This is a genomic window from Leptolyngbya sp. FACHB-261 (assembly GCF_014696065.1).
Taxonomy (GTDB): domain Bacteria; phylum Cyanobacteriota; class Cyanobacteriia; order FACHB-261; family FACHB-261; genus FACHB-261.
The window spans coordinates 590787-610454 of record NZ_JACJPL010000027.1; the positions used below are offsets into that span (position 1 = coordinate 590787).

Consider the following 19668-nt stretch of genomic DNA (forward strand, 5'->3'; position numbering starts at 1 on the left):
GAGGCAAGCAGATTTCAGACCCATTCCTCCAGCAGTGGTTTGGGAGGCACTGCTTCAGGGGCCGGTTGACTCAATGCTGGTGGGCAAAGAGCTGCCAAAGACTTTGCCAAATCAAGTCAAATAGCTCCCGGTCAATTTCCTGAGGCGAAGTGAGCTAGAAGGGCCAGCTTGACTCAGGCAGAAAAGGCAATCGGCGGGGAAGCCGGATTAGTAGGCGGCTGGGTTGGTGCTTTGGTGCTTTGGCGCGAACGGCTCATATGTTGGGCCAACAGCAGTAAACTACGCGCTACCGAGCGGCGCTCCTGCGTATTCACGCCAATCACAGGCGGGCAGGTCTGCCGATCAAAACCTAGAGCCAACAGCAGTTCTACCGGTGGCCAAGCATCCGGTGAGTCGAGATGGGTAAGCCCAATGACGCAGGGAGACAGGGTGCGCTCACTCATGAAGCGGTGAATGTAGCGGGCCGTCTCAAACTGAGCCGGTCGATGTGCAGCCACCAGCAGCACATAGCCATGCGCTCGCTGGATCAACAGGTCCCACATAAAGTCAAAGCGCATTTGCCCCGGTGTGCCATAGAGATGAACCGCCATGCGAGGGTTTAGCGTAATGCGACCAAAGTCCATGGCCACTGTGGTTTCGGGTTTTAAGCGACGCGTAGCAGGCGTACAAGCTTGGCGCTCGGTGCGCACGACCTCGATCTCACTGGTGGTTTCAATGTAGGTCGACTTACCTGCGCCGACTGGACCCGTAATCACCACTCGCAAAATTTGGCTGAGAGCACGAGGCTGAGCAGAACCTGGTTGAGAGAGCGGTACAGCCGACATCAGGCAACTCCTTTAAGAAAATCGACAAACGCTCGCAGAATTGGCACTTGCTCACCTTGCTCACTTTGACTGGTACTGCCAGGCTCATTGCCTGGCACACTAGCTAGCCCCTGGCGGTCTTCTACACAAGGCACAGGCAAGTCAGGTGGCATTCCAGGCAGCACCAAAGGCTTGGGCGAATGAATGGACCGAGCAAAATCTTCTTGAACCAGATCGAGCACTTGGAGCCGAAAGATCGCCTGTCGAATCTGCTGACCAGAAACTGGCATTCGACGCTCCAGCTCACTAACCTGGCAGCAAGGATCTAACTGCTGCAAAACCTGACGCTCTAGAGAGTTGAGCCGCAAGCTGGGATTGGAAGCAGGCTTAAGGCGAACCACCGCCCCCGGCGCTAACAGCTGATGTTGCAGGGCTTGCCAGTCCTGCAATTGGCGTAGACCTAGAACCAGCGCCTCTCGACCCCGCAGGCTCAACCCTGTCAACTCCGAACGAGGGGCAGCTTGCCGCTCCTCAAAACGGAACCACCCGGCTGAAGCCGAGAGCAAGCGATTAAAGCTGTTACGCAATTGCAAACTGAACAGCAATTGCAGATGTTCGGGCAGGAGAATGCCCTCGGTCTTAAGGGCCATCCCAAGAGGCACAGAGCTGCGCGCGAGCTGGCGCAGCAAGCCCACCTGGTGTTGATGGATCAAGCAGCGCTGGGCCATAAGTTTGACCAACGCGGAGGGCTCCCCCTGCACAGTGCTCGCCACGACATGTCCTTCTCGAAACCAAATCAGAAGCGTGGGTTGAGGAGCCTGAGGCAATTGAACTGCTAGACGGCCTGTTTTTACTCCCCGGTCGAGCAGTTGAACTAGTTGTGTGAACTGATAGTCTTTCAGATCGCCACAGACAGGCATGGCGTACCATCTCAGGGTTTGCAAATGTAACCACGGCACCGAATTGCGCCAAGCAGCCCCAATGAGCCGACCTTGACGCAAATCATTGACGTAAATCAGGCGCTCAGCCTATCACCATGAGCCAATTGCACCCTTGTAGTCTCTTGTAGGCGCCATCTTGTAGGCACCACTGACCCAGCCACTCATAATCTTAAAGGTCGGAAAGACTTTAAGCCGGGTAGAGCGGCTTACGAGCAGAAGCACCCTTTACTCTGCATCCTGCTCTTTGCAAAATTGTAAAGCTTGTCACGTAGCTTAACAGCCAGCAGTAGTGACGGCAAGAGTTAAACACAAAAAGTTGAGGGTTTCATACCCAAGTAACGCTCTTATAGGGAAATATTCCGTCAGAGTGGAAGTTAAAAAATCAGTTTTGGTGGCTAGGCCCTGATCTCCAGAAATCGACTTCCGGTCAATCTGAAGCAAACCGAAAGATTCCTGCCGCAGTTGCAATTCTGAACGATTTGCAACAGTATATTGAGCCTGTTTTTCCTGATTGCGAAACCCAAGACTGAACAATAGGGTGAGGCATCCTCAAAGCGAGCCAAAGCGCTGCAGTTCGCCTCCATAGACGTTTAGAAAACTGCGTTTTGGCTGATTAAGGGCTGACTACTGCATTAGATTGAGTCAGGTCATTTAGGTGTGCATCAACCCGTGATAGCGAGCACTGAAACGTCTAATAGTTCAAGGCCAAGAAGAGCGCCTTGCGTTACCTCATGGCCCAGAATCTGCAGTTATTGAATTAGACTTTTCTGCTGCGGCATCAACCGCAACAAATACAGACATAGTCATCTATTCCCTCTCAACTCAGGACCCCCTCAATGATTAATGCAAATGCTCTGTTGACTGTGCTGCGAAACTTCGTCAGTGGCACCCCAGATGTTCAAGGCGCAGTCTTGGTAACCCCAGACGGCTTGCCTCTGGCCGCTTCACTACCCGGTGGCATGGACGAAGAGCGCACCTCAGCAATGTCAGCGGCCATGCTCTCCTTGGGAGAGCGGATCGGGGCTGAGTTAGCACGTGGCGTTGTCGAGCGCATCTTTGTGCAAGGCGAAAAAGGCTACGGCATTCTGGTGGGCTGCGGGAGCGAGGCAGTGCTGCTGGTGCTGGCTGGCTCCTCAGCTAAGCAAGGGCTTCTGTTTTTGGAAATCAAGCGAGTTGTCACCGAACTAACAGTTCTCATGGGTTGAGGTCTGAGGGGCTGAGATCTGAGGGGTTAAAGTCTGATGGGTCAAGGCGGCTTCTAAGGCTCCCGCTCTGGCTAATGGCTCTAAGCAACTTAAACTGGGCAACTTAAGACCTAGCAACTGGGGGAGCACTTTCCCCCGGTGACTAAGCAGGCTCTTGTCCAGCAGATTGACCTCCTTCTGCAACCCATGCCCCTCTGCACTGGGTGGACCTTGCACTGAGTGGACCTCCGGCTCTCTCCGGCGGCCTTTGATTTTTTGTTACTTGAATTCCAACTGGTCAACCAGGGTCATAAGATCAGTCTGCTTATGTTTAAATCTCGGGGCGCACTGAATATAGTGTCGCAAGATATAGCGTCGCAAGCGTCAACGTAGCACTTCCCCTTTTGCTGGCAGAGGTGGAGCCAGCTATCGGCACAAACACTAAGCTACAGACACTAAGCCATAGACACTAAGCCACCAGCATCTCTGTTGCAACCTCTCGTCAGTTTTTGAAAGGGAAGGCCGGATGACCGTTCTGCGTATCGTCGTGACGGGGACTGTAGGTTCGGGCAAGACAACCTTTATTCGCTCAATCAGTGAGATTGAGGTCGTTGACACTGACCGCACAGCAACTGACGTAACAGCTCAATTGAAGTCGCAAACTACAGTAGCCCTCGACTTTGGCCGCATGACCATTCCACCCGGTCTGTCACTCCATCTGTATGGCACACCGGGTCAACCCCGCTTTGATTTCATGTGGGACATTCTGATTCGCAAGGCCCACGCCTACGTTCTATTAGTAGCAGCCAATCGTCCTGACCACTTTCGGCTCGCTCACCAGATTCTCAGCTTCATGCAGGAACGCTCAAAGCGTCCCATGTTGATTGGCCTGACCCACACTGACTGTCCTGATTGCTGGACTGAGGAAGACCTGACACTCGCCTTGGGCTACGGCGAACAGTACCCACCCGTCGTGATTGTCAATCCAACTCAGCCGGAATCAGTCCATGCCATGCTGCTCAAACTCACTGAGTTGACGACCGCTCAACCGTCTGTGTGATTTGAGATCTGGCCTACACGTGTCCAGCTCACCGAATGTATGGCTCAGCGATGTATAGCCTACCGAACGACCTAAGGCGATTGGGGTTGCAGCAGCGCCATGATTTTGTCGCGATTCTTCTGAATCAAGTCCTGCTGCTCTGGCCAAAACAGCTTCGGCATCGTGTCCAGTGGCGCCCAAGCCAGCTTGTAATGGTGCTTGGGGTCGGTCGGAACGCCATCAACTTGTTCGGTCAAGAATAAGAAGTAATGGGCCGTGATCCAGCGACGCTTGCGATAGTCAAGCCGTTCTCGTACATCGAGCTTGCTAATCAGTTGCAACTCGGTCAGGCCAGCTTCTTCTTGAATTTCGCGCCAGGCTGCCTGCTCCAGAGTTTCACCCGCTTCTACACCACCCTTCGGTAGAACGTAATGGTAGAGCCCAACCTCGCGCACCAGAGCGATATAGATTTTTCCACTTTCGATGCGGACGATCACGCCGCCAGAGGTGGTCCGTTCAGCAATGCTAGCGGGGCGTTTGTACCAGCTTTCATCGATGCGCATAGGCTTGAGTCTCCGCACAAATTTGAACCAGCGTTTGAACGACTTTCGAAGCTTCCCTGAATCAAACTTGAAAAATTTCGGCAACAGCCGCTTGATAGTGGCCATAGACCCCGTTGTTAAAACAAACCACTATAACCTGGTTGAGCGAACGGTTGCGCTCCAGAGCCGCCTTGATTTCAGTGAGGGCAATTCTACAAGCTTGTTCAATTGGAAAATTGTAAACCCCTGTACTGATCGAAGGGAATGCTAGACGGCTCAGAGTGTATTGTTCTGCTAAGGCAAAACAACTCTGGTAGCAATGCGCTAACAGCTCGTCCTCATTAGCGGTGCCGCCCTGCCAGACCGGACCGACGGTATGAATAACCCAACGGGCAGGCAAGTTATAGCCACGCGTAATTTTGGCTTGGCCCGTGGGGCAACCTCCCAAACTACGGCACTCGGCCAGAAGTTCGGGGCCAGCAGCGCGGTGAATAGCCCCATCAACGCCGCCTCCGCCCAGCAGAGAGTTATTGGCCGCGTTGACAATGGCATCTACGCTTTGCTGGGTAATGTCGCCTTGCGTGATCGTTAGTTTCTCTAGCATGCCTTTACCGCCGTTTTGATCGATACTCAAGTTCTGTATCGAGTTCTGTATGAACCTGAAGACTCAATCTCTAATTAAGATTGAGTCTTGACAAGTTAGTGCATTGGTTCCGCGACTGTCGCCCAATCTTCCCGGTTGGGGGTCAGTGTGTCAATTCTCACTTTAAGCATCTAACCCTGTACAACAGCGAGTAATGGCGATGGTCAATCAGTGGACTCAGGCAGAGCACGCATTGGGATATCTGTCTCGTGCTGAACAACTGCCTCACCGTCTTGAAGGCGAGGCCGTGCTACTTGAGCAAATCCCCAGAAATGTCGAGCGTGTTCTGGATCTGGGTACTGGCGATGGTCGGCTCCTAGCGCTAGTGAAGCGGAAATGCCCTCACACCAAGGGCGTGGCGCTCGATTTCTCCCCGGCGATGCTACAAGCTGCCCAAGCCCGCTTTGCTGATGACGCAACCGTCGAAATTGTGGCGCATGACTTCGATCAGCCTCTACCACCTCTGGGCTGCTTTGATGTGGTGGTGTCTAGCTTTGCGATTCATCACTGCCCCCACGAACGCAAGCGCTCTCTCTACGAGGAAATCTTTGACCTTTTGGAGCCCGGCGGCGTGTTTTGCAACCTAGAACATGTTGCCTCGCCCACACCTGCTCTGCACGAACGCTTTCTCTACGCCATCGGCCAGAGCCCCCACACTGACGACCCTTCCAATAAGCTGCTGGATGTGGAAACGCAATTAGGCTGGTTGAGACAAGTCGGCTTCGCGGATGTCGATTGTTATTGGAAGTGGTTAGAACTAGCACTGTTGGTTGGCGTTAAACCGGCCTGAAGCCCCACTCTATACTGCTAGTTTACGACTGATTAATCACCTAACTAACAGGCCAGCTAACGGTCCAGCTAACGGTTCAATCGTCAGCCTTCGTCAGCCTTGAAAAGGTGCTTTTCAAGGCAGCCCAACTTCGGATGGACACTCAATAAAGGTCTAAAACCAAGACTAAAATAAAGGCCAAGAAGTATTATGATTCTTGATGGATTTTGATAATCAATGTTTAGCTCATTGATTCATCTCAATTCATCCATCTCAGTTTGTCTATCTCACTCCATTATTTTACGGGGCTTGTAGCGATCCACTGTGGCAACCATTAACGATAACTACCTCAAGCTTAAAGCCGGTTACTTGTTTCCAGAAATTGCTCGACGAGTCAATGCCTTTGCGTCAGAAAATCCTGATGCCAAAATTATTCGGCTGGGCATCGGTGATGTGACTGAACCGTTGCCGGAAGCTTGCCGCACGGCCATGATCAAAGCTGTTGAAGACATGGGCGAACAGGCCAGCTTCAGAGGTTATGGCCCAGAACAGGGCTATGCCTGGTTACGCGAGAAGATTGCGACGCAAGACTTCCAAGCACGGAACTGTGCGGTCGAAGCAGAGGAAATTTTCGTCTCCGACGGCTCCAAGTGCGATTGCGGCAATATCCTCGACATCTTCGGTGACAACAATACCATCGCCGTCACTGACCCTGTTTATCCTGTGTACGTGGATACGAATGTGATGGCAGGGCATACGGGACTTGCCAATGAACAGGGCGAGTTTGAGGGCTTAGTGTATTTGCCAATCACGGCTGACAACAATTTCACGGCTCAAATTCCCACGCAGAAAGTCGATTTGATCTACCTCTGCTTTCCCAATAACCCAACGGGAGCCGTTGCTACACGGGAGCACCTGAAAGCCTGGGTCGATTATGCCAGAGCTAATGGCTCAATCATCTTCTTTGATGCCGCCTACGAAGCCTTCATTACCGATCCAGATCTACCCCATTCAATCTATGAGATTGAGGGGGCCAGGGAATGTGCAATTGAGTTCCGCTCGTTCTCGAAAAATGCAGGTTTTACTGGCACTCGTTGTGCCTTTACTGTAGTACCCAAAGCCCTCACGGCAAAAGCAGCCGATGGCTCGGATGTAGAACTTTGGAAGTTATGGAACCGACGCCAGTCGACTAAGTTCAATGGCGTGTCCTACATCGTTCAACGCGGTGCGGAAGCCGTTTATTCCGAAGAAGGACAGGCGCAAACCAAAGCCCTGATCCAGTTCTACATGGAGAATGCTCGCATCATTCGTGAGCAACTCACAGCTGCTGGCATAGCCGTCTACGGCGGTGTGAATGCGCCCTATGTTTGGGTCAAAACACCTGCTGGTTTGTCCAGTTGGGAATTTTTCGACAAGTTACTGCATACCTGCAATGTGGTCGGCACGCCAGGCTCTGGCTTTGGTGCCGCAGGTGAGGGCTACTTCCGCATTTCGGCTTTCAATAGCCGCGCAAATGTAGAAGAGGCTATGAAGCGAATCACCGAGAAATTCAAGGCTTCTTAGTGTCAAAGCTTGGGGTGGGCATTGCCCACCCTTCCTGATTAACCTAGTGGTGTAACTCTGATGGCTGATTGTCAATTCTCGTTATGACTGCTGCCCTCCCTATTGTCAAACCTGTTAGTCGAATGAGGCTGGCTCCTGGTAGCGCCGTGACGATTCCAGATGTTAGTTGGCAGGAGTTCGAGGCGATTTTGCAGGAGTTGGGTGAAAGACGAGCCGCACGGGTTGCCTACAGCCAGGGCACGTTGGAAATCATGGTTCCTCTACCTGAACACGAAAGGCCGAAAGACTTAATTTCAGATATTGTAAAGAGTTTGCTAAAGCTAGCAAACAAAGGGTACGAACCATTTGGTTCAACAACTTTTAAGCGGGAAGGTACGGCAGGAGTTGAGCCTGATGCTTGCTTCTATATACAGAATTATCAGCGCATGATTGGTCGCCGTAGGCTCCAATCGGATGACCCACCTCCTGATTTGGCTATCGAGACAGATGTAACCTCAAGAACAACTCTCGATGCCTACACAGCTATTGGAGTTCCAGAAGTGTGGATCTACAGCGCTGGAAAATTAATTATCTATTTACTTCAAAATGAAATATATGTAGAGTCTGCTACTAGCCCTAACTTCCCGAACATACCAGTTACTCAACTTACTCCTATTGCAGTAGAACGTACTTGGCAGGTTGGAAGTGTTCAAGCACTAGAGGAATTTGAAGCAGCGGTCACTAAGATTATTCATTGAGCCTAGTAGCATGAACCCTATCTAATCTTGAGCCTCGACATTTATCAATTGAAGAAAGCGCCGTAATGACAATTAAACAGTAAGGCAGCCATCATTGCGGCTGCCTTACTGTTTATTCAATTATCGAAGCCAAAGTAACTTAAGCGGAAGCGGTCTGGTCAGGCTGACTTGGAGCAGGATTGGCATTCAACGCCAGCATCACGCGGGAGAAGCCAGTGGAAAGAATGCTAGCACCGACTGCTGTACCAAGGAGCCACGGAGCATTGGTGGGCCAGCCAAACCAGATGAAGGCGCCTAAAGCTAGGGTCACGATACCGTCAACCAGTACCCAGAACCAGTTGGGGTTATGACGCAACCGGAAGGCCAGAATCAAGTTAAACGCGCCTTCGGCCAACAAGAAGCTACCGAGCAGCAGGGTCAGGGTGAGAACGCCTGTGAGGGGGTTCGTAAACAGCATTACACCCGTTCCGATGTAGAGAATGCTCAGGACCAGCTTCCAAACGAAGCCGCCTTGGTCACGGGTTTGGAATGAGTAAAACAGCTTAGCAGAGCCCGTAGAAATCAAGATTAAAGCGAGCCAAGTCTCTGCGACAAAGGTTGAAATATTGGGCAGGACAATGGCAACGAGCCCTAAAACGATCAGGAGCGCACCCGTCCAGATCGAGGTATGAGTATCACGTTTGAGATTGGGAGAATCAGGAGAAACGTTAGTTGTCATAGAAATATCTTCCCTATGCTTTTACAAAGACTAATCTCAAGGCTAGGGAATTTCTCAGAGTCTCAACATCACCCTCAGGTAGAGCCTGCTGCCACAGGCTACAACAGGCTACAACAGTTGATCTCCCTATCCAGCTCATAGCTCTATCTTGGGTTGGAGACAACGCTCACATTGTATTGGAGCTTTTGTATTGGATCTGATGCTGGCAACAATGCCCAGAACACAGAGAACAAAAGGTTTTTGTGCCTAAGCTAGGGTCTACCCAAAGGCTGAGGTAATCACTGATTTGAGCCTAGATTTAGGTTCGAATTGCTCTAGCAATGGAATTAGATGACGGGCCAAGGTAGCACTCAATACTGAGTCTGTTTATTAATCAGCCTCATAACTGTGAGCTGCTCTTAGAATCTCCTTAATCTGAGTGACGTAACCAAAAAACTCTGGCGTTTCTGTCGTGTCCATCGTGCGCGGTTGCGGAAGATCAATGTTGACAATCTGCTCGATCTTGCCGGGACGTGGTGTCATAACTACAACTCGTGTTGACAGGAAAACGGCTTCTGAGATCGAGTGAGTTACGAAGACCACCGTCTTGCCAGTGGTAGACCACAGCCGCAATAATTCCAGGTTCAGGCGCTCGCGGGTAATTTCATCCAGCGCTCCGAAGGGTTCATCCATGTAAAGCAAATCGGGGTCGAAGGATAGCGCTCGCGCAATCGAAACTCGCTGCTGCATACCGCCGGAAAGCTGCCAGGGATAGCGAGTCTCAAACTCTGACAGGCCCACCAATTTGAGCATTGCCTGCGCTCGGCTCTTGCGCTCCGTTGCCGGGAAGCCCATTACTTCCAAAGGCAGCATCACATTCTTGAGCACTGTACGCCACTCGTAGAGCACAGGGGACTGAAACACATAGCCGTACTGCCGCTCCAGCCGAGCCTCTAGAGGCGTACCGCGCAGAATCCTAACGCTGCCACTGGTCGGCTCGATCAGGTCAGCCAAGACCCGGAGCAAAGTCGTCTTGCCGCAGCCAGAAGGACCCACCAGAGAGATAAATTCGCCCTGCTCTACCTGCAAACTGACATCGCGCAGAGCCACAGTCTGCTGGGAACCACTCCCGTAAATCAGCCACAGCCCCTCAATGTCAATTACAGGACCTTCGAGGCCAGGATCCGTTGCCTCTTCTGGTGGCGCCTCTGGTGTAGAGGTTTCAGGTGCAGAGGTCTCAGGTCCGGGCAGTGACGTTTCAGGCGGTTGCAATTCCATCGACTAGGCTGAAGCACATCGGTTAGCTTCAGTATCCTCCGTTGCCGAACAGGATTGTCGATCTGCTGCCAACGTGTTGTATCTGGAGCGACACAGCAAATGCGAGAAGTTTGTAGGCTGGTGTTGTCTGACCTCGACTCCTCTCCCGTCGGCCTTTGGCTGGCTCCTTTGGTTGGCTCCTTTGGTTGGCTCTTTTAGCTAGCTCCTTTTATTGGCTCGCTTACTTGCCCTTCTACCGGCTCTGTTTTATGTCTTCTACTGTGCGTTGCGCTGTTACTCAGGCCACGAATGCTGTTCCCGTCGAGAAATCGCTGGCAGAAATCCGCCAGGGCAATCTAGACAAACACATTGGCTTCCTGGAGCAGGCTGCCACTCAGGGCGTGCAAATTCTCTGCTTCCAAGAGATTTTCACGGGTCCCTACTTCGCGGCGGAGCAATCGCCACGCTGGTATGACATGGCTGAAGAGATTCCCAATGGCCCCACGATTCAGCTGTTGTGCGAGAAGGCTAAGCAGTACGGCATGGTGTTGATTGTGCCTATTTATGAAAAAGAAATCACAGGCATCTACTACAACACGGCTGCGGTAATCGATGCTGATGGCACCTATCTGGGCAAGTACCGCAAAAATCATTTGCCACAGGTGAATCCTGGCTTTTGGGAGAAGTTCTATTTCAAACCAGGCAACCTAGGTTATCCGGTTTTTAAAACTCGCTTTGCCACGATTGGCGTTTATATCTGCTACGACCGCCATTTTCCTGAAGGCGCAAGAGCTTTGGGACTAAACGGTGCTGAAATTGTTTTTAATCCTAGTGCTACCGTTGCCGGTTTGAGCGAGTATTTGTGGCGATTGGAACAGCCTGCGCACGCTGTTGCCAACGGTTACTTTTTGGGAGCGAATAACCGGGTTGGCCTGGAAGCGCCCTGGAACATCGGTGAGTTCTACGGCTCCAGCTATTTCTGCGATCCGCGTGGCAAGATTTTGGCGCAGGGTTCGCGGGACCAGGATGAAGTGGTGATTGCGGATTTGGATCTGGATTTGGTGCGGGAAGTGCGTCACACCTGGCAGTTCTTCCGGGACCGTCGCCCTGAGACGTACAGTAGTCTTACACAGCCCTAGCTTACATACCCTCGCAGGAGTTTCCCGTGTTTGGACCTCGCCGTATTGAGCCCGGCCCCGGCCAGGAATCGGTTTGGGATTACCCTCGCCCGCCTCGGCTGGAGGATTCTGACAAGCAAATTCAGGTCGTGTTCAACGGCGTGGTCATTGCCGAATCTAACCGTACCAAGCGAGTGCTGGAGACTAGTCATCCGCCGGTTTACTACATCCCGCCGGAGGATGTGAAGCGCGAATATTTCCAAGACAGCCCTCGTTCCACCTTCTGCGAGTGGAAAGGGAACGCTCGCTATTACACGATTACGGTCGGTGAGCAGAGCTTACCCAATGGGGCCTGGTATTATCCTGAGCCCACAGCCTACTTTGCGGCGCTTCGCGATTACATTGCAGTCTATCCAAGCAAGATGGAAGCTTGTTATGTCAATGGCGAACGCGTGCAGGCTCAACCCGGCGATTTCTACGGCGGCTGGGTTACAAGCGATATTGTTGGCCCTTTCAAAGGCAGCATCGGCACGATGGGCTGGTGAGCTGGAGTTCCTGAGCTGAATTTAGTTAGCCAGCTCAGGAATTAGCATAAAAAAAGTACAAAATGCTTTCTGGCAAGAACAATTTGTAAAGAAAGGTTTACAGAATTCTTTACAAGAGCGTTTCTAAACAGGCAATTTTTTAGAGGCAGCTTTTTAGAGGCGATTTTCAAAGTGCTCTATTAGGCTCAAACCCCTGTCTCAAGCTAGGCTCAAGACCCGGCTACAAGTTGTAAGAACTTTGATAAGCAATTGTACTATCTCTCTCGATAGAGTAATGAATGTAACCTCTGAAAGAGAGTTTCAGCTCATTTACTTCCTATTCTTGAGACATTAAGACCTCGATAAGGCGGACAACGCCTAGGAGCATAGTATGAGCGCTGACGAAAAAGCAAAAGCAGCTGGTAAAAATATCGAAGGTAAAGCCCAAGAAGCTTTCGGGAACCTCACTGGAGACCCCGAGCATCAAGCTGAAGGCCAAGCCAAGCAAGCCGAAGCCAAGGCTCGTAACGTCAAAGAAGACGTGAAAGATAAAGCCAAAGACATCGTAGATCGCGCCTAGTTTTAGATTCTGGGTGGAATCTAAAGCCTTTATTTACAGGCGATAGCTAGAGTCAGGGGCAGGTCGGAACTGGCCTGCCTCTGTTGGTCTAAAGCTTGATTAAAAGTGCATTGGCACAAGCTGTAGCAATCCACTGTTGGGTTTCGCCCTTGGGGTTGCTGCCAACGATTCCAATCATTTTGTTGTGAAACAGGAGGTTACTAAGTGAACTTTATGAGCCGAGGCAAACAGCTTCTTACTGTTTGTGTTCTCTTTTTAGTATTGACCCTATCGACTGCCTGTGGAGGCAATTCAGTTGCTCAGGCTCCTCGGAGCTTACCCTCAGCGCAAACCCAGGTTGGGCAATCTCCCTACAGCCAACTAGAGCGGGGAACATCTGCAACTGGCGCGAACTTTGGCGAATGGGTAGTGCAAAAGAGCCGAGGCATGGTTAAAGATGCCTTCGTGCGTGATGACAACAAACTAGGCGTTGTTATTGCTCCTCAAGTTCGTCCGACTGAAGTTCGCGATTTAGCGTCTTCTTTGGTCCAAGGATTCCGTCGTAATTTCCCGGAGCGCGACTTGAAAGTTTTGGTCTACGCGCCGGACAAGAAATTAATCCTGACGGCCAATTATGACGACAGTGCCAATCGGATTGAGTACGAGTAAGCACATTAGGAGTTTGAGTCATGCCAAGTAGTAATGAATATCGTCGTCAGGTTATGAATGACCTGGCGGGTGGTGATGTCGAGCAGTTGCCCGACAACCACGCTTCAGCTCCGGCTGAGAACTACGACAACTTTGATGATTTCGCTAACCGTTCTAGCCGCGAAGAGCGCCGGGGCTTGTTTGGTCGCTCTTTCCATCCCGACCGCATTCCTTCCGCTCAAATGGAGCCAGAACTCCAGCAAGCGATTAGCCGCATTCAGCCAAATCAGCGGGATGATGTTGCCCGTGATTTCCTGAAGCACTTTAAGCAACGCGGTCTCTCTGAAAAGGACATTGAGAGACAACTGGGTCTGTCAACCCACCACGCCAGCCACATGAGTGCTGATGATGTGAGCAAGTTGGCTGCCTTTGCTTATCGCTCTCACCCCGATATTTTCCAGGATGTTCTGGCCGACCAGCCTTTCCTGGTGAAGTTCCTGAGCAACCCCATGGTGGGTGCTGCGTTGGGTGCGATTGCTGCTAAGTGGATGGGCGGTCGTCGCTAGGCCCCTAACCCCCAAGTTTGGGGGAGTGGAAGTCTGGTTACGTTCTAAGTCTGCTTGAGAGTCTCGTTTTGAGGCTCCGCCGCTCGAATCTAAGGCTATAGATTAGAGACCTCGAAGACCGCTTAGGCGGTCTTCGTTGTTGTGTGGCCTTTTTGGTTTGGCAAGTTCGGGGGGAGCAAGATGCAGAGCTAATGGAAGTTTTGCACGGCTTGCAGCAGGGTAGCGGAAAGACTGTAGAGCACTATGGTGGGGCCACCGCCTTCTGGATGAACAATGACTCTACTCACTAAGTTGCGACCTTCGAGGCTGAGCAATAACAAGCTGAGTTCTGAGGTTTCGAGGTTGCTGTCGCGGCTGAGCAAGGTGAGGGGAACGCGGGAGCAGCCACCGTTGGGTTCGATGTAGTTAGCAATTACCAGCAGAATCAGTTTGAGTTGGGCCGGGAGTTTGAGGCGACGGACGATGTGGTCCCACAGAGCGAGACGAGCTTGGGAGGACATGGCGTTTGCATCGTGAGAACTGAGCTGAGACAAGGGCTATAAGTTTTCCAAATCAGACAAACGAAACTTTGCTTAGAATTAGCAAAACTTGCTTAGAATTAGCGAACTTTCGGTCACGATTAACAAACGTTGGCTGCCAGTAGACAAACTTTGCTCCGAACGATTGATTTTTCTAATCTGAGTAGCAAATTTTGCTTGGAATTAGCGAAGTTTGCTTAGAATTAGCGAACTTTTGGTCTTGAGTAGCGAAGTTTCGGTCTTGAGTAGCAAAATTTCGCTACCAGCAGGCAAATTTCAATCAAGACGATTGACTTTTCCAGAGCGAACAACGAAATTTTGCATTAGCGGATGAGTCTTTCCCAGCCAGGACCGGAATTTTGGTTCTGCGTTCAGGCGGTTGATTGCTGCGGTTGAAGCTCTCGGTAGCGCCGTTGCCAGAGATGCCGCCAGTAGACTAGGACGTCTTCGGGATAAGCAAAGCGCTGAACCTCGCTTTTAATCACGTGTCCCAGCCATTCAAGCAAGCGTAAATCGGTGCAACTGAGGATGGTGCGGGCGCAAGCTTCGCTCCAAGCAGCGAATTTTCGATAGCTGATGAACTGACCACCCTGATCGGTGCGATGGACGAACAAGACGTGCATCCAGTGTTCGATGCGGCAGATGCGCGATTTGGGAATGCCCAAGAAACGGGCGACTTGAAGTAGGGAAATGCAAAGCTGCGGCTGCAACACCTGGGTAAGGTGCATGGAAAGGACTCCAAAAGTTTGAGGGCAATGGGATCCTGTGACCCTATTTAGGGCCAAGGAAGGCAAGTGCTAAACTGCCCCCTAGCCGCCAGGTTGCGCATAACAACCTGGCGGTTAGTTCCCCAGAGTTTATCTAAGACTCTGGGGGACGCCTAGGGGTCCAGTCGCTTAATTAGGAACCCTATCAGGGCTGAAGTGCAGAGTCAAGGGGTCAGCGGAAAATTCTCTGCTGGGCCAGCTTGTATCGTTGCAAACACAGGACTGTGAGGAGCAAAACTTAGTTTCAACCGCACTTCGTTCCATTGAATTTCTTCCTACCCAGTAGGAAAAATGGCAGCTATGCTGGGATGAATACCTCAGCTCGGCTTGAGATCTGGAAGGAGACTTGTTCATCAGTGTGTTGAACTTGAAAATATGCGGAAAGATTCTGCCTATTTGGCTGAATCGGCGTACTATGCGGTAAAGATTCTACTTATCTACCTGGTTTGGGGTGTTATACGGAAATTATCCACCTAATCACGACTATGAGGGTGTTATACGGAAACTTTCAGTCTAATAATAGTTATGCCGCTTAGTCCTTGGTGGAGACGTTACCTGAAGCTTGTCTGTTTGTTGCGCTACTGGCTTTATGAGGGTTGGAGGAAACGCAATCTCTCCGGATACCAGCATCCAAATAGAGAATAGTAATATGCTTTCAATCCCTGATAAATCAACGTTGTCGAGGTAAAAACTAGAATGGGGCTTTTATTGCCAGAACAGAAAGCAGCATATAATTACGAAGCTATAAGAAAGCGACTTGCTGCACAAGCTCAGGAATATTTTGAACCTCAATTAGCAGAATTGGGGTTTTCTAAAAGCCAAATAGAGACACAATCATTGGATGAGCTTAGGCAAAGTTTAGAGTCAATTAATGAAGCTATAAAACACCCTGGTTCCTTTGGTTCTTTAAGCTTCAGTGTGGGAGCCGAAGGAAAGATTTTTGTCACAAGCTCCAAATCAAATGCTCAGTTTGAAATAGGTATATTACCTTTACTTCTCGATAGGAAAAAACTCATTTTAGAGAAGATTAGAATACTCTCTTCAAATGAGAAAATTGAAACGATACAAGACCTAATCAATCGAGTTAATAATGAGGAAATCAAGAAAAAACTTGAAAAAGAAGTTAATGAGCTTAGAGATGAAGCTCAACGCTTAAGAGAACAGTCTAAAGAGGTTGAGCAAGAGCAGAATCAGGAGCGAGTAAAATCACAAGCAGATCTTGCCAAACTAAATATAGAGCTTTTTGAGAGGAGATCAAAAGTTTGGTTTACTCTTCTAGAACGGGAATCAGCAGCGACTATTTTAGGAGGAATTCTATTATTTATTATCCTAATAGCCCATGTGACTGCTATCTTTACTAAATTCTCAATCCCGGAGATTTTAAACAATGCCTTTCTGATAATATTAGGTTACTTTTTCGGTCAGTCTACAAACGAAAAAGGAGCAACAAGATCAGATAGAACCACTGTAGAAGATGAGGGAACCTAATCTTTATTTAAAGAGCTGCTAATTACCATAGCAGACGCGGCATAACAAGCCTAGTGCAGCGGATTGAATGAAGCCGCCTTGTGTTGCTGCAAAGTCTCTGGCAACCGCTGACTAGGAACGTTAGACAGACTGCTAACCTACAAGTGTATCGATATAGGTTTCGTATTCGAGTGTTCATCAGTTCATTAAGTTCCGAGTAATTTACATGAGTTTTAGCCAAGATTTTTTTGAAAAAGTTCTTCTTTTGATACTCACTGCTGGTGTAACCGGTCTTCTCATACCCTGTGTTCTCAAAATAGTTGATGAGAGAAAAGCTCAGAAGCAGAAGGAGATTGATGATAGGCGACTTAGAGAACAAAAATTATATGAAGCGGCTCTCCTAAGACAAAATAAAATTATAGATGCTCAGGTTCAGCTTCTCGATAATCTTGCAAACTTGATCTGGGAGTATCAGTTATTAGCTATTGAAGTATCATATTTCAATCCTATTGAGCAAAGTGATCTCTACTCTGCTGCTGTAAAAGAATACGATAAAAGAACAGGAGCAACTTTCGCCAAAATACGTGCGGAGATTAGCAAGGCGTTATATCTAACAAGCACTGATACCTATCAAGAACTCAGAGAGTTATATTACAAAAAGCTAATACCACTCGATATGGAATTGTACAGATTGATGAAGAAACAGCGTGACACAAAGCAAAAAATTCCTGATTGGAAACATTTTAATGACAACACTGTTCATGATTTAGGAGATATAATAGATGACACCTTGAATAATCTAGCTAAAGAACTTCGGTTGAAGAGTGTAGAGCAAAAGTGAGCCTAAAGCAGTCTAACAATCACGTTGCAGGCGGACAGAAGCTGAATTTTAGTTTTTTAAGTTACTAGCTGCCGCTGAACGCGAACGTTATGCTGCGTACTTCTTCAAAGTAAATCAGTTAGCGAATTGGCAGGATATTTTTGATTGCATTTTTTGGCTGTATATTTATGAACCAGAAACCCTTAATTCAGCATCTCGAAAAGAGCTTATTAGGAAGACTACGCCTTAAATTGTTTTCAGAAATATCTAAAAATACGCCTATTCCAAGTAAAGAGAAGGTGGAATCATTTGTTCTGGAGAAAATCAAACTGAGTACGCCAATAGGCAAGTTATATGCATCGATATTGTTCTTATCAGATTTTACCTGGGAACCGTATAGCAACTTGAAAAGTGTGGAAGAGGTCAAGAAACTATTGATTGCCTTGGAAAGGTTTCCCCTGAAAAACGATTTCTTCATTGAGCTTGAACATTGTCCAAATCCATTACCTGAGTCTATTGGAATTTTGATCAAATGTTCCGAGCTTGCAAAAGCAGAACATGGATTTGTTTATTCAGTTTATATTCTAGGAGAAGAAAGATTTCCGGAAGCAATCATTGATTATATAGAAGTACGCGCTTGTCAAACTGCGCCAGACCCCATTATTTGCTCTTATACAATAGATGGTACGAGCACTTCAGATTTGAGAAGAATTACCGATTCTTTAACTATACAGGTAGCAATAAAAGTTCTTTATCTTTTATTGGACAAACATTTGAAGAAAGAAGAGCAACGTAGACAGAGCGAAATAGTAAAAGCCACCGAGCTTATGCCCATATCGAGGAATTTATCTGCTCGCTTTCTAAAACAGACATCAGGAAGAATGGAGCTTGCAATAATCATTAAAGAAGAAGCATCAGCAGAAGAACTACGATCAGCATGGGCAAAAATAGATCTTCTCAGAACTAGACTGAGAGAGAACCAAGGAACTAACTTAAATCAAATCCAATACTCTTTGCTATATAACTATCACCAAATGCATAAAAATGGCTGGAGCTATAACTTAATTGCAATGGATATCAACTATGACTGCCTGGTTAATTTGTGTAAGGCTTCTGATGAGATTATTAGTATCGACGTAGAAACTATAAGTTCATCAGGCTTTACCAATGCTCATCAGCTGCTTACGTCAGTTCGGATGAAAGAAAAAGATATTTTAGATTGCTTACTTAATGGTTTAGAGGATATCCGAAGTGGTAATCCTCCGTGGCTTCCTAAAAGCGGACCAGTGGACGGACAGAGAGTTCGAGCCGCTATTCGACAGTGGGAACGCGAAGAGGTATCCCAAAAGGTAATTGTTCGCAAACCTCCAGAAACAAAAATGGCCCCACTTCGCACATTAACAAGTCCGTCCACAAATCGATACCAGCAGATGGCTAAAGAGTTGCTCAACCAAAAGTCTCCTCGTGCCTATGAAGAATACCAAGAAGCTTTAGCCCAAACAATAATTAAAACAGGTTATATCGGGTACATCCATTCAAATGATTGAAACAGGTCATATCAGTACATCATTTAGAGACATGGGAAATCCATAGGGGGTATGGAAAAAATCGTCCGGTTTTTTCCATACCCATGCAGTTTGATAAAGAATACGCTTCAGATAGCTCATGAAAGTTGTCTGGAGAAGTAAATGATTGAATACGTTGTGATTCTGAGTTTTGCTACAGCTATCGTTGAACTAACTGAAACTTGTCTCAAGCTCTATCTGGAGCTTAGACAAGCTAGTAGAGGTGATAGTAAGCGATCAAGAGATCAGGATCAGGATCAGGAGCAAGAGCAAGAGCGTACTTAGAATTCTTCTGATCTTATCTAGGGATCAAAGTTGGAGGGTGTAGCAGCTTGTAGCATAAGACCCCTTCAGAGCGGACTAATGGGAGAGCTTAGTGGGACTGTCGGTAACCTTTGCATTCCCTCAACTTTGCTATTAGGCCGCTTCACTCCCTGTGGTGGCACAAGATATCGTGGGATGCAATGCTCAGTAACTGGATGTCTTTGATCGAGACGTGGTTGGGAAAATGGTTGCCTAGTTTATTCGTTCAAGTTTTGTTCAATCTCCTCGCTATCAGGAATTACATTTCGAGGAAAATTTTAGAGTGAAACACTCTATTAGGGCGTAACATTAGGTTGAAGTTTATCTGTGAGGCGTTGCTTTGAAACTGTCAGCAAGGCAATCACAGGGATCAGTAAGGCTCAAAACAATCCAATGAAGCATTGCTCATAAAATCTTGAATTGTCTCAGCCTCAGAGCGAAAGATTGCTTCCTCATTAATCGTTCGTGCATTACCAACCGTAACCAAATCACTTTCAGAGGAGAATCGTAAAGACGGGTTCGTTCGATGAAATCAGCATCTTGGGTCACAAGATGAAACTGAACATGACCACAGCCAGGGAAAAAGCTGCAAGCGGTATTAAACATAACAACCCTGTGTATTCACTTGCTGCGGGATC

22 protein-coding genes are annotated in these 19668 nt (G+C 48.6%); 13 read left to right on the forward strand and 9 right to left on the reverse strand.

The window, feature by feature from the left end; translation table 11 throughout:
• Positions 1–173: 173 nt before the first annotated feature.
• Entirely contained in the window at positions 174–824 is a 651-nt protein-coding gene (locus H6F94_RS22335) for a GTP-binding protein (RefSeq protein ID WP_190804436.1), read from the reverse strand.
• Complete coding sequence (locus H6F94_RS22340; RefSeq protein WP_190804437.1) at positions 824–1723, reverse strand: DUF4388 domain-containing protein; 900 nt, start codon at positions 1721–1723, stop codon at positions 824–826. The genes H6F94_RS22335 and H6F94_RS22340 overlap by 1 nt, the downstream gene beginning before the upstream one ends.
• An 857-nt stretch (positions 1724–2580) precedes the next feature.
• On the opposite strand from H6F94_RS22340, the gene H6F94_RS22345 reads away from it, so the two are divergent.
• Together H6F94_RS22345 and H6F94_RS22350 are read left to right on the forward strand one after the other, a co-directional pair.
• Positions 2581–2949, forward strand: a complete 369-nt coding sequence (locus H6F94_RS22345; RefSeq protein WP_190804438.1) for a roadblock/LC7 domain-containing protein — start codon at positions 2581–2583, stop codon at positions 2947–2949.
• A gap of 505 nt (positions 2950–3454) precedes the next feature.
• The gene (locus H6F94_RS22350; RefSeq protein ID WP_190804439.1) at positions 3455–3988 is read left to right on the forward strand and encodes a GTP-binding protein; all 534 of its coding nucleotides are present in this window, start codon (positions 3455–3457) and stop codon (positions 3986–3988) included.
• Between the two features lie 71 nt (positions 3989–4059).
• On the opposite strand, the gene H6F94_RS22355 is transcribed toward H6F94_RS22350, so the two are convergent.
• Together H6F94_RS22355 and H6F94_RS22360 are read right to left on the reverse strand one after the other, a co-directional pair.
• Complete coding sequence (locus tag H6F94_RS22355) at positions 4060–4530, reverse strand: NUDIX hydrolase (protein WP_190804440.1); 471 nt, start codon at positions 4528–4530, stop codon at positions 4060–4062.
• Between the two features lie 61 nt (positions 4531–4591).
• On the reverse strand, positions 4592–5143 hold the full coding sequence (locus H6F94_RS22360; RefSeq protein WP_242041334.1) for an O-acetyl-ADP-ribose deacetylase: 552 nt from the start codon (positions 5141–5143) through the stop codon (positions 4592–4594).
• Positions 5144–5312: 169 nt separating this feature from the next.
• Between H6F94_RS22360 and H6F94_RS22365 the strand changes: the two genes are divergently transcribed.
• The 3 genes from H6F94_RS22365 (at position 5313) to H6F94_RS22375 (ending at position 8221) form a co-directional block, all read left to right on the forward strand.
• Positions 5313–5942 carry a class I SAM-dependent methyltransferase gene (locus tag H6F94_RS22365; RefSeq protein ID WP_190804441.1) on the forward strand — a complete coding sequence of 210 codons (630 nt, stop codon included), beginning with the start codon at positions 5313–5315 and terminating at the stop codon, positions 5940–5942.
• A 303-nt stretch (positions 5943–6245) separates the two neighbouring features.
• Positions 6246–7484 (forward strand): LL-diaminopimelate aminotransferase, encoded by a 1239-nt coding sequence (locus H6F94_RS22370; protein ID WP_190804442.1) that lies wholly within the window; start codon positions 6246–6248, stop codon positions 7482–7484.
• An 83-nt stretch (positions 7485–7567) separates the two neighbouring features.
• The gene (locus H6F94_RS22375) at positions 7568–8221 is read left to right on the forward strand and encodes a Uma2 family endonuclease (protein WP_190804443.1); all 654 of its coding nucleotides are present in this window, start codon (positions 7568–7570) and stop codon (positions 8219–8221) included.
• A 139-nt stretch (positions 8222–8360) separates the two neighbouring features.
• Here the strand turns inward: H6F94_RS22375 and H6F94_RS22380 are convergent, their stop codons facing one another.
• Entirely contained in the window at positions 8361–8939 is a 579-nt protein-coding gene (locus H6F94_RS22380; RefSeq protein ID WP_190804444.1) for an HdeD family acid-resistance protein, read from the reverse strand.
• A 369-nt stretch (positions 8940–9308) separates the two neighbouring features.
• Positions 9309–10196, reverse strand: coding sequence for an ABC transporter ATP-binding protein (locus H6F94_RS22385; protein ID WP_190804445.1), 888 nt, complete (start codon positions 10194–10196; stop codon positions 9309–9311).
• 248 nt (positions 10197–10444) lie between these two features.
• On the opposite strand from H6F94_RS22385, the gene H6F94_RS22390 reads away from it, so the two are divergent.
• From H6F94_RS22390 to H6F94_RS22410, 5 genes are all read left to right on the forward strand, one after another.
• Positions 10445–11314 carry a nitrilase-related carbon-nitrogen hydrolase gene (locus H6F94_RS22390; protein ID WP_190804446.1) on the forward strand — a complete coding sequence of 290 codons (870 nt, stop codon included), beginning with the start codon at positions 10445–10447 and terminating at the stop codon, positions 11312–11314.
• 26 nt (positions 11315–11340) lie between these two features.
• The gene (locus tag H6F94_RS22395) at positions 11341–11838 is read left to right on the forward strand and encodes a DUF427 domain-containing protein (RefSeq protein WP_190804447.1); all 498 of its coding nucleotides are present in this window, start codon (positions 11341–11343) and stop codon (positions 11836–11838) included.
• Between the two features lie 370 nt (positions 11839–12208).
• Positions 12209–12397: a CsbD family protein gene (locus H6F94_RS22400; RefSeq protein WP_190804448.1), complete on the forward strand. Its 189-nt coding sequence runs from the start codon at positions 12209–12211 to the stop codon at positions 12395–12397.
• 213 nt (positions 12398–12610) lie between these two features.
• Positions 12611–13045: a hypothetical protein gene (locus H6F94_RS22405; RefSeq protein ID WP_199320620.1), complete on the forward strand. Its 435-nt coding sequence runs from the start codon at positions 12611–12613 to the stop codon at positions 13043–13045.
• A gap of 20 nt (positions 13046–13065) precedes the next feature.
• Positions 13066–13590, forward strand: coding sequence for a hypothetical protein (locus H6F94_RS22410; RefSeq protein ID WP_190804450.1), 525 nt, complete (start codon positions 13066–13068; stop codon positions 13588–13590).
• A 188-nt stretch (positions 13591–13778) separates the two neighbouring features.
• Here the strand turns inward: H6F94_RS22410 and H6F94_RS22415 are convergent, their stop codons facing one another.
• Positions 13779–14090, reverse strand: a complete 312-nt coding sequence (locus H6F94_RS22415; RefSeq protein ID WP_190804451.1) for a hypothetical protein — start codon at positions 14088–14090, stop codon at positions 13779–13781.
• A 389-nt stretch (positions 14091–14479) separates the two neighbouring features.
• Positions 14480–14836: a hypothetical protein gene (locus tag H6F94_RS22420; RefSeq protein WP_190804452.1), complete on the reverse strand. Its 357-nt coding sequence runs from the start codon at positions 14834–14836 to the stop codon at positions 14480–14482.
• A 735-nt stretch (positions 14837–15571) separates the two neighbouring features.
• On the opposite strand from H6F94_RS22420, the gene H6F94_RS22425 reads away from it, so the two are divergent.
• The 3 genes from H6F94_RS22425 to H6F94_RS22435 all read left to right on the forward strand — a co-directional run bounded on the left by H6F94_RS22425 (position 15572) and on the right by H6F94_RS22435 (position 18709).
• Entirely contained in the window at positions 15572–16363 is a 792-nt protein-coding gene (locus tag H6F94_RS22425) for a hypothetical protein (protein WP_190804453.1), read from the forward strand.
• A 205-nt stretch (positions 16364–16568) separates the two neighbouring features.
• Positions 16569–17183, forward strand: a complete 615-nt coding sequence (locus H6F94_RS22430) for a hypothetical protein (RefSeq protein ID WP_190804454.1) — start codon at positions 16569–16571, stop codon at positions 17181–17183.
• Between the two features lie 167 nt (positions 17184–17350).
• Positions 17351–18709 carry a hypothetical protein gene (locus tag H6F94_RS22435; RefSeq protein WP_190804455.1) on the forward strand — a complete coding sequence of 453 codons (1359 nt, stop codon included), beginning with the start codon at positions 17351–17353 and terminating at the stop codon, positions 18707–18709.
• A gap of 726 nt (positions 18710–19435) precedes the next feature.
• On the opposite strand, the gene H6F94_RS33630 is transcribed toward H6F94_RS22435, so the two are convergent.
• Positions 19436–19636, reverse strand: coding sequence for a DUF5615 family PIN-like protein (locus H6F94_RS33630; protein ID WP_396426453.1), 201 nt, complete (start codon positions 19634–19636; stop codon positions 19436–19438).
• Between the last annotated feature and the right edge of the window lie 32 nt (positions 19637–19668).

Excerpts from the sequence above, each read along its gene's own strand:
- H6F94_RS22335 (WP_190804436.1), bottom strand. The coding sequence starts at position 824 with ATGTCGGCTGTACCGCTCTCTCAACCAGGTTCTGCTCAGCCTCGTGCT.
- H6F94_RS22340 (WP_190804437.1), bottom strand. The coding sequence starts at position 1,723 with ATGCCTGTCTGTGGCGATCTGAAAGACTATCAGTTCACACAACTAGTT.
- H6F94_RS22345 (WP_190804438.1), top strand. The coding sequence starts at position 2,581 with ATGATTAATGCAAATGCTCTGTTGACTGTGCTGCGAAACTTCGTCAGT.
- H6F94_RS22350 (WP_190804439.1), top strand. The coding sequence starts at position 3,455 with ATGACCGTTCTGCGTATCGTCGTGACGGGGACTGTAGGTTCGGGCAAG.
- H6F94_RS22355 (WP_190804440.1), bottom strand. The coding sequence starts at position 4,530 with ATGCGCATCGATGAAAGCTGGTACAAACGCCCCGCTAGCATTGCTGAA.
- H6F94_RS22365 (WP_190804441.1), top strand. The coding sequence starts at position 5,313 with ATGGTCAATCAGTGGACTCAGGCAGAGCACGCATTGGGATATCTGTCT.
- H6F94_RS22375 (WP_190804443.1), top strand. The coding sequence starts at position 7,568 with ATGACTGCTGCCCTCCCTATTGTCAAACCTGTTAGTCGAATGAGGCTG.
- H6F94_RS22380 (WP_190804444.1), bottom strand. The coding sequence starts at position 8,939 with ATGACAACTAACGTTTCTCCTGATTCTCCCAATCTCAAACGTGATACT.
- H6F94_RS22385 (WP_190804445.1), bottom strand. The coding sequence starts at position 10,196 with ATGGAATTGCAACCGCCTGAAACGTCACTGCCCGGACCTGAGACCTCT.
- H6F94_RS22390 (WP_190804446.1), top strand. The coding sequence starts at position 10,445 with ATGTCTTCTACTGTGCGTTGCGCTGTTACTCAGGCCACGAATGCTGTT.
- H6F94_RS22400 (WP_190804448.1), top strand. The coding sequence starts at position 12,209 with ATGAGCGCTGACGAAAAAGCAAAAGCAGCTGGTAAAAATATCGAAGGT.
- H6F94_RS22405 (WP_199320620.1), top strand. The coding sequence starts at position 12,611 with ATGAGCCGAGGCAAACAGCTTCTTACTGTTTGTGTTCTCTTTTTAGTA.
- H6F94_RS22410 (WP_190804450.1), top strand. The coding sequence starts at position 13,066 with ATGCCAAGTAGTAATGAATATCGTCGTCAGGTTATGAATGACCTGGCG.
- H6F94_RS22415 (WP_190804451.1), bottom strand. The coding sequence starts at position 14,090 with ATGTCCTCCCAAGCTCGTCTCGCTCTGTGGGACCACATCGTCCGTCGC.
- H6F94_RS22420 (WP_190804452.1), bottom strand. The coding sequence starts at position 14,836 with ATGCACCTTACCCAGGTGTTGCAGCCGCAGCTTTGCATTTCCCTACTT.
- H6F94_RS22425 (WP_190804453.1), top strand. The coding sequence starts at position 15,572 with ATGGGGCTTTTATTGCCAGAACAGAAAGCAGCATATAATTACGAAGCT.
- H6F94_RS22430 (WP_190804454.1), top strand. The coding sequence starts at position 16,569 with ATGAGTTTTAGCCAAGATTTTTTTGAAAAAGTTCTTCTTTTGATACTC.
- H6F94_RS22435 (WP_190804455.1), top strand. The coding sequence starts at position 17,351 with ATGAACCAGAAACCCTTAATTCAGCATCTCGAAAAGAGCTTATTAGGA.
- H6F94_RS33630 (WP_396426453.1), bottom strand. The coding sequence starts at position 19,636 with ATGTTTAATACCGCTTGCAGCTTTTTCCCTGGCTGTGGTCATGTTCAG.